At 60.1% G+C, this 11,560-nt stretch carries 11 protein-coding genes; 6 read left to right on the top strand and 5 right to left on the bottom strand.

Annotation, left to right across the window (positions count from 1 at the left end):
* Positions 1–31 precede the first annotated feature (31 nt).
* Complete coding sequence (locus tag R5R33_RS01915) at positions 32–1,144, top strand: CapA family protein (protein ID WP_318954397.1); 1,113 nt, start codon at positions 32–34, stop codon at positions 1,142–1,144.
* 34 nt (positions 1,145–1,178) lie between these two features.
* Here the strand turns inward: R5R33_RS01915 and R5R33_RS01910 are convergent, their stop codons facing one another.
* Positions 1,179–2,159 (bottom strand): alpha/beta hydrolase family protein, encoded by a 981-nt coding sequence (locus tag R5R33_RS01910; RefSeq protein ID WP_318954396.1) that lies wholly within the window; start codon positions 2,157–2,159, stop codon positions 1,179–1,181.
* A gap of 184 nt (positions 2,160–2,343) precedes the next feature.
* Between R5R33_RS01910 and R5R33_RS01905 the strand changes: the two genes are divergently transcribed.
* The gene (locus tag R5R33_RS01905) at positions 2,344–3,051 is read left to right on the top strand and encodes a hypothetical protein (protein WP_318954395.1); all 708 of its coding nucleotides are present in this window, start codon (positions 2,344–2,346) and stop codon (positions 3,049–3,051) included.
* Positions 3,052–3,068: 17 nt separating this feature from the next.
* On the opposite strand, the gene R5R33_RS01900 is transcribed toward R5R33_RS01905, so the two are convergent.
* From R5R33_RS01900 to R5R33_RS01885, 4 genes are all read right to left on the bottom strand, one after another.
* Positions 3,069–3,878, bottom strand: coding sequence for a hypothetical protein (locus R5R33_RS01900; protein ID WP_318954394.1), 810 nt, complete (start codon positions 3,876–3,878; stop codon positions 3,069–3,071).
* Between the two features lie 55 nt (positions 3,879–3,933).
* Positions 3,934–4,800 (bottom strand): NAD-dependent epimerase/dehydratase family protein, encoded by an 867-nt coding sequence (locus R5R33_RS01895; protein ID WP_318954393.1) that lies wholly within the window; start codon positions 4,798–4,800, stop codon positions 3,934–3,936.
* A gap of 99 nt (positions 4,801–4,899) precedes the next feature.
* Positions 4,900–5,673: a hypothetical protein gene (locus R5R33_RS01890; RefSeq protein ID WP_318954392.1), complete on the bottom strand. Its 774-nt coding sequence runs from the start codon at positions 5,671–5,673 to the stop codon at positions 4,900–4,902.
* Between the two features lie 63 nt (positions 5,674–5,736).
* Positions 5,737–6,621 (bottom strand): hypothetical protein, encoded by an 885-nt coding sequence (locus R5R33_RS01885; RefSeq protein ID WP_318954391.1) that lies wholly within the window; start codon positions 6,619–6,621, stop codon positions 5,737–5,739.
* 102 nt (positions 6,622–6,723) lie between these two features.
* Between R5R33_RS01885 and R5R33_RS01880 the strand changes: the two genes are divergently transcribed.
* Genes R5R33_RS01880 through R5R33_RS01865 form a run of 4 tightly spaced genes read left to right on the top strand, consistent with a single transcriptional unit; the run spans position 6,724 to position 11,552 of the window.
* Positions 6,724–8,160, top strand: a complete 1,437-nt coding sequence (locus R5R33_RS01880) for a 3-isopropylmalate dehydratase large subunit (RefSeq protein WP_318954390.1) — start codon at positions 6,724–6,726, stop codon at positions 8,158–8,160.
* Positions 8,157–8,807, top strand: a complete 651-nt coding sequence (leuD, locus tag R5R33_RS01875) for a 3-isopropylmalate dehydratase small subunit (RefSeq protein WP_318954389.1) — start codon at positions 8,157–8,159, stop codon at positions 8,805–8,807. Before R5R33_RS01880 ends, leuD begins: the two co-directional genes overlap by 4 nt.
* Positions 8,804–10,165 (top strand): MmgE/PrpD family protein, encoded by a 1,362-nt coding sequence (locus R5R33_RS01870; RefSeq protein ID WP_318954388.1) that lies wholly within the window; start codon positions 8,804–8,806, stop codon positions 10,163–10,165. Before leuD ends, R5R33_RS01870 begins: the two co-directional genes overlap by 4 nt.
* On the top strand, positions 10,158–11,552 hold the full coding sequence (locus R5R33_RS01865; RefSeq protein WP_318954387.1) for an MmgE/PrpD family protein: 1,395 nt from the start codon (positions 10,158–10,160) through the stop codon (positions 11,550–11,552). Before R5R33_RS01870 ends, R5R33_RS01865 begins: the two co-directional genes overlap by 8 nt.
* Positions 11,553–11,560 lie beyond the last annotated feature (8 nt).

The raw sequence follows: 11,560 nt of genomic DNA, 5'->3' as shown, positions 1-11,560 counted from the left end.
TGAATAATTTCCGTTGCCACTTGCAAGGGCTATGAACCACGAAGCATTTGTTCGCGTCATGCTTGCCGGTGATGTCATGACCGGGCGGGGTATCGACCAGGTGTTGCCTTACGCCGGGGACCCGAAAATTTATGAGTCGTATATCCGTTCCGCCGACGGCTACGTGGCGCTGGCGGAGGCGCGCAGTGGTGACATTCCCGCGCCCGTAGCGTTCGACTACATATGGGGGGACGCACTCGCGGCCATGGCGGCGCGGCAGCCGGACTGCAGGCTGATCAATCTGGAAACTGCGGTCACTCGCAGCGATGAGGCCTGGCCCTACAAGGGGATCAACTACCGGATGCACCCGGGTAATATCCCGGTGCTGACGGCCGCCCGGGTCGACATCTGCAGTCTCGCGAACAATCACGTGCTGGACTGGGGGTACGCCGGCCTCGCCGAAACCATCAGCAGTCTGCAACGCGCGGGGATGCAAACCGTCGGAGCCGGTGAAAACAGGTGTGCGGCGGAGCAGCCGGCAATAATGTCGTTCGGGCGCAATCGCCTGCGGGTGTTTGCCTGCGGTCATCCCGGCAGTGGAGTTCCCGATGAATGGGCGGCGACGGAGAATAAAGCCGGAGTGAATTTTATTGGCGATCTTTCCGAAGCAACCGCTGTGAATCTCTCCCGGCAATGGAGTGATGATCGGCAGCCTGGCGATCTGGTCATTATTTCCATTCACTGGGGAGGAAACTGGGGCTACCGCATCGATCGGCAGAAGAGAGAGTTTGCCCACCGGCTGATCGACTCTGGCGCGGACTTGGTGTTCGGCCACTCCTCTCACCATCCCATTGGTATCGAGGTGTATCGGGAGCGTGCAATCCTCTATGGCTGCGGGGATCTCATCAATGACTATGAAGGTATCGGCGGCCATGAAGAATACCGCTCCGACCTCCGGCTCCTGTACTGCGTTGACCTGGCGCGTGAGAACGGTGCGCTGCGCCGATTTGAACTGATTCCGTATGAGATGCGGCGGTTCCGCCTGCAAGATGCCTCCACCGTAGATCGCGAATGGCTGTGGGCCTGCCTGAACCGCGAATGTCGATCTCTGTCAGCGGCACTGCAACTGTCTGCCGATGGAGGAACCTATTTACTGGGCTGGTGATTGACGCCGGACAGGTGCAAGCACTTGGGTTAACTCATTTGTGTAAGAGTTTGAGTATCGATTGGTGGTCGACGTCGCACAGTTCCAGATACTTGGCCTGCGCCTCCGTATCTCCGCAAAGATGGCACCGCAGAAAAAGGGCGATAGCGCGACCTGCCGCAAGGCGACCAGTGTCTGAGTCGGCGGGAAAGTCGATGTAACCCCGGCCGCATGTCTCATCAGGTGGTGTACAGATAGAAAAATGGTTGGCACCTCGGAGTAGCAGCAGTGTGTTTTTGCCACCATTCTCCGCCACGGCTTTGTTAAAGGTTTGCTCGACGCGGTCTGTGGCGCTTGCGTTTGACGAGCCATAACCGGCGGCACTTTGGGCAATACAGCCATCCTTGTCGCCGCCAATCAAAAGCACGGGAATATCTGCACTGATTGGCAGCAGGGTTTCATCGGGCCAACCCAACGCGGTGGCCGCGCCGGTATGGGCACCATAGGCGAACACCGCGCGCACTGCGGGAAACCAGCACGGGCGCGCATTCAGCAGTGCCAGCATGCCGCCGGCACTGTGGCCGCCGAGGGCAATACGGTTCAGGTCCAGTTTGCCGGCAAGTACCCCGTTGCGGTTCAACCGCTCAAGCATGGTGAGGATGGCGGGCAGGGCGATGGCGGATGGCCGTTTGCCAAAATCGCCCGGGGTAAGAGCCAGTATGTCCATCCCCGGAGTGGCCGTCACGTGGCCGGGCATTTCCTCGGCCACCAGCTGGTAGGTCACGGTCACGATACCGGAAGGTGCCAGGGCTTCTGCCAGCCAGCGGTAGCCTGAGGGGTCGGTATTCATTCCCTGGAACAGGATCATCACCGGGCAGGGAGCCATGGTTTCGTCCACCGGGACAACACCGGTTCTGCGCTCTTCGATGGTGTCCCCGAATTGGCCGGGGTAGTAAATTCTGGCAATGCCCGTATCGTAGGGGGGCTGCAGGGAATCTACTTTGAAGGCATCGAAAATACTGCGAGTCATGTACATAAAGAACGGCCTGGAAATATTGCTTGGGGTTTCCTGATTCGAGATTATCGAGCTGCCTGCTGTCGCGGATTGATAATTGTCAATTCATGTCGCCGGGAGTTGCGGTATCCATGATCCGTAATTCCCATCCCGGCGTAACCTGTGCGCAAGACCATTTTAATTCCCTGCCTGCGAGGTAGATTGAGTGAACGTATTTCGTACCTTCGGATTCATTTCGATCCTGCTTGGGATCGCCTCACAGGCGCAGTCGGCGACGACGGGTGCCGATCCACTGACAACGGACGAGGCCTTCTGTGCGCGTATGCAGCAGTTTATCGCCGGCACGGATATGCCGGTGGAAAATATACTGTACGAGGAAGACAGCTACTGGACCGGGTTCAAGAAGTCCAAACCGCTGGCGCAGCCACTGACCACCCACCAGTATGTTCGCTATCAATTCGCCGACGGCGAACGCGCGGATTATCCAGTCACCGTGGCCTGCAAGATGAAAACCGCCGAACGTATCCGTATCGCCAACGCGGGCATGAGCGAAATCCGCATCGCGGATGAGGATCGCGAGTGCCAGAAGTGGCAGGCGCTGATGCTGGATGATGTCTACGGGGAACTGGAGGCTCAGGGCAAAGTTGACCTTTTATCCCGCGATCGTGTTGCACTCGCGGAGGAGGACAGTGTGTTTATCGGCCCGTTGTGGCTGCGCCCGGAGTTGTATCAGGTGGCCTACAGTGAGGGCGATACGCTGAAATTGCGTACCAAGGTACTGCATGTGGAGTATCGCCGTTTCATGCCGGTGCCCGACAGTTTTATGGGTACCCATTACTGCACCATGATCACGCCGGAGTACCTGGCCAAGCTTCTGCAGGGCGAAGCGGACGCTCCGCCACTGCAGGATTAAGCCGGATTTTTTAGGACTTATACCTCTACCGCGCGGCGCATCTGCTCCGCGCCCATCCGCAGGGTCAGCATCTGCTGAACACCTTCTTCACCGAATACCTTGGTGGCCAGTTTGTTCATCGGGTCGCGCTCGTAGCACAGGCGGCGCAGCTGGTGGTCGTCGCGGCGCAGTGCTTCGCGCTCGCTTGCTGCCAGCGGCTCGGCTTCGTCGTACCAGCGCAGCCAGTGGGCCAGCATGCGGCGGGCGTAATCCTCGAGGATATCGATGTTTTCGTCGTTCAGGTCGGCCATCAGGCTCTGGGTGGACGGGTTGATCAGTGCGCGCATGTAGGGGCCGTGGCTCACAGACCACTGGAAATTCGGGTTGCCGCGCAGTGCCAGGTATTCGTCATTGATCGGGGCGTAGTACTTGTCGAGGTATGCACTGTCCACCAGCAGGTTGCGGCGGGGCATGAAATCAAAATAGAAAAACAGCTTGGGGATGGTGCCGAAGACCATCACGAAATGCGGTACGTCGGTCTTCTGCCCCAAATAGGCGGTGGCGTTCATATCGAGGATGCTGGCCTTGCGGTTGCCCAGCCAGGAGTTCACCAGCCACTCGCAGTCACCGCCGCTCCAGGCCTGGAAAGAACCCTCGAATTCCCCGTTGGGAGAGGTGTAATATTCGCGGCCGTGACAGGCCGGCTCCAGCTCCAACCCGCTAAAGCGGCTGGCGATGGTCTGTTTCACGTCGGTGAGAATGCCCCAGCAGCGCTCCCACGCTTTGCTCACGTCCACATTAGGGTTTTCTGACAGGAACTGGTCAATAGTTTTGGTATCGGAACTCATGGCTCGCCTCATGGATCACACAGGTGATGGACAGTTATTGTTTTTGGCCTTTCTCTCAGACCGTTTCGCTTTCCTGCAAATAGGCCGCATTGGGATCACCGTGGGCGACGCGGTAGCCGGTGCCGTAGATTTTTTCCGCTGAAATCCGGCGGTTAGGCGCCTTGATCTGGTTCAGGAATTCCAGCCGTGTAAGTCCCTCGGCATCGCAGATGGCGTCAAATACGCGGGCATTGGTGGCCGGAATGCGTTCGTTGTCGCACACATTAAAAATGCCGCTGAGCTGGTGGTCGATCGCGTGGGCCACCGCACCGACCACATCCTCAAAGTGAATCGCGTAGAGCAGGGCATCGGCGCCGAACAGTGCCTTGCCGCCGAAATAGGAGTGCGCCAGTTTTACCCGCTCGGGGAAGCTCAGGTCGCCCGGCGCGCCGTACATGTCCGGGAAACGCAACACGCAACCGCCGCTGCGGGAAAGGATGTGCTGCTCCGCCTGCTGGTAATACAGGGAGGAGGGTTCCTCGTGGTTGCTGGTGGGGGTGTCTTCGGTAATGGGGGTGCTGCCTTCGCCGCCGTCGCCGTATACGGAGAAAGACGACAGGAAAATCATCCGCTCGCAACTGGCGGCGGCGCTGGTACAGGTATCCACCAGGGTCTGCTTATAATGCTGGTGGCGCTCTTCCGGAGTGCGGGTATTTCTCACATTGGGAGCGACGGTGACCACGATCAGGTCGACCCCCGCGGCCGCCGCGGCGACCTTGTCGGACTCGTGGCCCTTCAGTACCACGACTTCGTCCGCGAACGGCTTGAGCGCGTCGACTTTTTCCGGTGTGGTTGTGGAACCGATGACCTCGTGGCCGTTGTCGCGGAGGCGTTGGCTCAGGGCCTTGCCCACGTGCCCCATGCCCAGTATCAGTATTCTCATTATTGTCTCCCGCCATTGAGGGTATTAATCCGCTCAGATACTAGGCGAGGGGGGATGGGCCGCATTGACCATTGTCAATTCCGGCCAGGGGGTAAGGTGTCAGATCGCCGGTTCGACAGCCGGGTGCTGCGCGCTGGTGACGCCGCCGCGGGATTCAAAATACTGCACTTCCGCCAGCTCGTAGCGGGTCTGCATGTATCCCTCCACTTCTGCACGCAAGAACAGGTAGTCGTCGTCCGCGGTGCACCAGACGTTGTAGGGCGGGTGCTCCTCCGGAAGGTCGGCTGCGGTGTCTGTAACCTGGAAGTGGCGTGCACGGAAAGTGCCAGCCTCCACGGTGATTTCCGTCTCGCCCACATACACCAGGGAAAACCCCATCTTGAACAGCAGTGGCCCGGTGGCACCGCGGTGGTCCGGTGACGACAGCATCATATGCGGGAAGTGCTGCTTGCCGGGGCCCTGGGAGGGGTCGTACAGGCGCATCAACAGCGCATCGCCGGCAATCGGGTGGCACTGCATCCACTGCACCGGTGCGGTGAGTTCGATGCGCTGGCTGATACGGCCATCCCGGTGGTTGAAGGTTTCGCACTCCGCCTGTTTGTCGGTAAAACGGAACCAGCCGGTGCCCTCGAAGCGGTCGCCGACGGTCAGGCGTACCGAGCAGTCCAGCGGCGCCGAATCGGAATGTCGCAGTGCCTGCACTATGTCGCGGGTGACACTGGGGGTGTCGTCGATTTCACAGTGAGCCTGCAGTACATCGATGCCGTCCGCCTGCTGGGTAATGCTGAAAAATTCCCGGCCGCGTTCGTGGCCCAGGCGATCGGGTTTGCGGCTGGTGTAGCGGATATGTCCGCGAATGGTGCGGTAGGGCATGGTCTTCTCGTCTTTGGCTGTCTTTATTGTTCGGTTAGTGTTTTTTCTCGTACTCGTTGCGGCTTATCGCTCAATCAGTTCGATCCGCTCACCGTCGTGGCCGTATACCGTACAGCTGCGTCGACCGTCATAAGGGGCTTCCCGGTGGCGATAGGTCACGGCACCGGCGGGCAGGCGATTGATCATAAACGTCATCATGGCAATACCGCCGCCGAGGCTATCGGTTTGCGCGGGCACCTCCGCCAGGTCTTCCAGTTGGTCGATCTCTATCAGGGTGCTGTCGGCCAGCTGGAGTGTGGCCAGCGGGTGTGTCTGCTCCAGCGGCAGCCCGCGCAGCTGGTTGATCACCGTAACCTTGGTATCAAAACTGAGGCCGCGGTGCTGCGCCAGGGATTCGTAATTGGCCAACGAGGCGGAGCGATCGCGGCTCGCCAGCACTGGAATAAACAGGTGGTCGACGGCACAGCGTGCTTGCGGCAGCTGGAACGGCGGCACCTCGCCGGCAATCCGGGTGAGGTACAGCAGTTCACCGCAGGGACCCTGCACTTGAACCGCGCGTATCTTGTCGCTGAGCTCCAGGTTGGCGGCGGGGCGCAGTACCTTGAATGGTGAAGACGCGAGCGCTGTTGCCAGTACATCCGGGTCTTCTACCAATATCTCAAGGGACATCCAGCCGGCGCGGGAGAGGGGGGCGATGGGCTGGGCAGCGGCGTCTTCAATAAGGCGCAGCCAGGGTTGCCCGAGCCTGTTGCCGAGCAGCCAGCAGCGTGCGTATTCAAGGCTTTGGCATCCCCATTGTTCGGCAACCCCGGGGGTCAGGTTTTCACTGGCGAGTACCTGGCACTGCAGGTGGCTGCAGTAGTCGTCTACCAGTCGTGCGGCCTCCGGGCTTGCCAGGGTTGCAATGGTGCAGGGGCCGAGTTGGGGTTTTTGCTCTGTAATGCTCATTGATGGCAAATCGCTGTTCTCAAAGATCTAATGTTATAATAATATATCAAATGATGAGATAAAAGATCTGGCCTGACTGCAGGGTACAGGAGGGTAGTAAATATGGCGATATCCGGCGCAAGCACATTGTTCGACAAACTGTGGTCGGATCACACCGTCTGTGATCTCGACAGCGGCGAAACCCTGTTATATCTCGACCGCGTCTTCCTGCACGAGAGGACGGGTTCCATCGCGTTGCAGAGTTTGCACTCGGCAGGCTACGAGGTGCGGGATGCGCGCCGGGTGTTCTGTACCATGGACCATATCGTCGACACCTTTCCCGGGCGCGGCGACAAAACCCTGATGCCCTCCGGCTCGGACTTTATCCTGGCCACCCGCAGTGAAACCCGCGCGGCCAATATTCGCCTGTTTGACGTCAATGATGCTGATCAGGGCATCGTGCATGTGATCAGTCCTGAGCAGGGACTGTTGTTGCCGGGCCTCACCCTGGTCTGCCCGGACAGCCATACCTGTACCCAGGGTGGTATCGGTGCGCTGGCCTGGGGCATTGGCTCGAGCGAAGCAGAGCATGCGCTGGCCACCGGCACATTGCGGGTGCGCAAGCCAAAAAACATGCGTGTGATTGTCGATGGCGAGCTGCGCTCCGGCGTTACCGCCAAGGATCTGGTGCTGTATCTGATCGCCCAGTTCGGCACCAACGGCGGTGCGGGTTATGCGGTGGAGTTCTCTGGTTCTGCGATCCGCCAGTTGCCGGTGGAGGCTCGCTTCACCCTGTGCAACATGGCAGTGGAGTTTTCTGCGTTTACCGCCATCATCGCGCCGGACGAGAAAGTGGAAGCTTATTTTGCCGGCCGCGATTTCGCGCCCAAGGGCGAGCACTGGGAAGATGCCTGCAGTTACTGGCGTACGTTGCGCAGCGATGACGACGCGGCGTTCGATCGCGAGCTGCGTATCGATGGCAGCCTGATCAAGCCCATGGTGACCTGGGGCACCAGCCCTGAACAGGTGGCCGGATTACACGAGCATATTCCCGATCCTGAAAATTTTGAGGAGTTGCATCGCCGGGAAGCCGCCCAGCGCGCGCTTGATTACCAGGCGCTGCAACCCGGGCAGGCGATTGCCGACATTCCCATCAATGCCGCGTTTATCGGTTCCTGCACTAACAGCCGTATCAGCGACCTGCGTGCCGCCGCAGCGGTGGTGCATGGGCGACACATCGCACCCGGCGTGCGGGGCGTGGTGGTGCCGGGCTCGCGCCGGGTAAAACGCGAAGCGGAAAGGGAAGGGCTGGACCGAATTTTTGTCGAAGCCGGTTTTGAGTGGCGAGATTCCGGCTGCTCCATGTGCTTTTACGCCGGCGGGGAGACCTTTGGGGAACACCAGCGTGTGATATCCAGCACCAACCGCAATTTTGAGGGGCGCCAGGGGCCGAATACCCGTACGCATCTGGCCAGCCCCACCACCGTGGCTGCCTCGGCGATTACCGGCTATATCACCTCCGCCGAGGCACTGGTCAACAGCGAGGCACTGATTGCATGAAGCCGTTCGTAACCCACACCGGCATTGCCGCGCCTCTGCTGCGACGCAACATCGACACGGATGCGATCATTCCATCGCGGGAGATGAAACGGGTATCCAAGCGCGGTCTCGGCGAGGGGCTGTTTGCCGGCTGGCGCTACACCTTGCCCGGCGGTCGTGAACGTAATCCGGCGTTTGTCCTCAACCAGCCCGAGTACACCGGGACATCAATTCTTGTTGCCCTAGACAATTTTGGCTGCGGGTCTTCCCGCGAGCACGCGGTTTGGGCACTGGCGGAATATGGTATTCGCGCAGTGGTCGCCAGCGGCTTCGGGGCCATATTTCACACCAACTGTATTCGCAACGGGATTTTGCCGGTCCGTCTCGATGAGCACAGTATTGAGGCGCTGGCGGAACGGGTACAGCAGGACCCGCAAAACAATCAGGTCACCATCGACCTGCAGTGCTGCCTGGTGCGGTGCGGTGATTTGCTGTGGCCGTTTTCGTTGGAAGAAAGCGCGCGATACCTGCTGTTAAATGGCCTGGACCCGATTGCGCTGACCCTGCGGCAGCGCAAGGAGATCGATGTTTTTGAACAGGCGCGGCGCAAAGCGCGCGCCTGGGCCTATGCACCGATGGAAGATTGTGTGGAAGGAGTGCTGTTGTGAAGTTTCCCCCAACGCTACTGCAGCAGCTGGTAAGTCTGCTCGCACGTGACATCGACGGCGCGACGCTGGAGCGGGCGCAACAGCACCTGCTCGACTGGCTCGGCTGTGCCGCCTACGGCGCGCGCAGTGAAGTGGCGACAAAGCTGCGAAATTACCTGATCCAGTGGGGCGCAAAAGGCGAATACTGGAATCTCGGCGGACTCGACAGCAGCTGGCAGGATGCGCTGCAATACCACGGCACACTCGGCAGCATCGCCGAGATGGACGACGTGCACCGGACTTCTACCCTGCACCCGGGTCCGGTCATCGTGCCCGCCGCGCTGGTTGTCGCAGAGATGGTACGAGCAACACCGAAGGCATTACTGGAAGCCATTGTGGTGGGCTACGAGGCGATGATCCGCATCGGCCGCGCGCTCGGCCGAGATCATTACGCGCTGTATCACAACACCTCTACGTGTGGCTCCTTTGGTGCTGCCGCGGCCGCGGCAAAATTACTGAATCTCGATCCGGAGCAGACCGTGTGGGCGCTCGCCAATGCCGGCAGCCGCACCGGCGGTTTCTGGCAGATGCGCCACGAAGCGGTGGACACCAAACCGCTGCACAACGCCGGTGCTGCGCAGGCCGGCGTGCAGGCGGCACTACTGGCTGCAAGCAACCTGCGCGGGCCGGCGAGTCTGTTGGAGGGTACCCAGGGCTTTTTTGCCGCGACCTCCCCCCAGGCCATGCCACTCGCCGTGGTCGACAACGGAGTCGATAACTGGCTGATTTTCCAGTGCAGTTTCAAACCCTGGCCCGCTTGTCGCCACACCCATCCGGCGATCGATGCGGTGCGTGCACTGGGTGAAATTTCCCATACAGACATCCGCTCGCTGCAGATAAGCACGTATTCCGATGCACTGCAGTTCTGCGATCGGCCCCAGCCAAAGACTCCGGCGGAGGCGCGTTTCAGCCTGCAGCACTGTGCCGCCATTACGCTGCTGCACGGGAAGCCGACCATTGCCCACTTCGAAAGCGATTATCTGCAGCGGTCGGAAGTGGTTGCGCTGCGGGAGATAGTATCCGTAGTGCTGGATGAGGAACACGATCGCGCTTACCCGGGCCATTTTGGCGCGACGGCACTGGTGACGCTGAATGACGATACGGTGCTGAACATTATTTTGCGGGATGCCTGGGGCGATCCCGAGTGGCCGATGACACAAGAGGACATCGTCACCAAGGCGCGTATGCTGTTTAGCGCGGCTGCGGTCAGTAAAGAGTGCGCGGAGGACGTGATTGAAATCGGCTTGAACCTGGTCAAGCAAAAGGAACTCGGCAACTTGTTTGCCGCGCTGCGCGCACTGGGAGCGAATTGTGCCTGAGTACGAACAGCAGCTGGTCGAGCATGTTGCCGGGGCAGAATTTCATCACCTGGACCCAGCAGCATTAGGCGCGTGCAAGACATTTATTCTCGATTCGATCGGTGTTGGCATCAGCGGTTCGCGCCTTGAATTGGCGGCCGAACTTCTGCGGGCTGCAGAAGGGTGGGGCAGCACTGAAAAAGAGAGCATGGCCACCGTTTGGGGTACAGGCGCGCGCCTGCCGGTTGCCCATGCGGCGATGGTGAATGCCTTCCAGATCCACAATCAGGAATTCGATTGCGTGCACGAGCACGCGGTGGTGCATCCGATGGCAGTGATCCTGTCGTCGCTACTGGCGGATGCCGAGGCGCGAAAGGTGGATGGCCGCTCTCTGCTGCTGGCCGTGGCGCTGGCGGTGGATGTGGCCACGGTGCTGGGAATGAGTGCCAGCAAACCCATGCGCTTCTTCCGACCCGGAACGGCGGGCTGTATTGGCGCCGCTGCGGGCATTGCCAAATTGCGCGGCTACGACCGCGAGAAAATCCTGCAGGCCATGTCCATCGCTTACAGCCAGACCGGCGGTACCATGCAGGCGCACACTGAAGGCGTGGCGGTACTGCCGATGCAGGTGGCCTTCAATGCGCGCAATGCAGTCACCGCAGCAGATATGGCGGGGTTCGGTCTGGTAGGCCCGCGTCGCTTTCTGAGCGGCGATTTTGGCTACTTCTCGATCATGGAATCCGACGGTAACGCCGCGGATGCTTTTTCACGGCTCGGTCGCGAGTGGCAGATCTGCCGCGTCAGCCACAAACCGTTTCCCACCGGGCGCGCGGCACACGGCACCCTTGATGCACTGATGCAGTTGCGTGCGGCCCACGGTTTTTCCGCAACGGATATCGAAGCTGTGCGTATCGAGGCGCCGCCGTTGGTACGCCGCCTGGTGGACCGCCCGATGCAGCCCGGAATGAGCGTGAACTATGCGCGGCTGTGTATCGGTTATGTGGCAGCAACGCTGTTACTGTATGGCGACGTGGGGGTGGAAGATTTTGATTCCGCGGCACTGTCCGACCCGCAGCGCCGGGCATTGGCGGCGCGCGTCATGATGGTGCCTTCCGCCAGTAACGACCCCAATGCACTGGCGCCGCAGACTGTGACCGTGCAACTCAAGGGCGGCACCGAGTATTGCCTGGAAATGGCGGCAATCCTCGGTCATCCGGAAAACCCTCTGGACCGGGCGCGACAGCTAGACAAATTCCAGCGCTGCCTGGTCTCGGCGCGTACGCCGTTCGATAGCGAGAACGCACACGCGATCATTGCCCGGATAGATCGGCTGGATTCACTGGAATCTGTTGCGGAATTAACCGGGTTGCTGGCGGCCATACGGCAACCGGTCGAAGCAATGATCTGATTCGATGG

This window comes from Microbulbifer pacificus, assembly GCF_033723955.1.
GTDB classification, from domain to species: Bacteria; Pseudomonadota; Gammaproteobacteria; order Pseudomonadales; family Cellvibrionaceae; genus Microbulbifer; species Microbulbifer pacificus.
The sequence above is the reverse complement of the archived record's forward strand: the minus strand, read 5'-3'. Positions and strand labels throughout refer to the sequence as shown.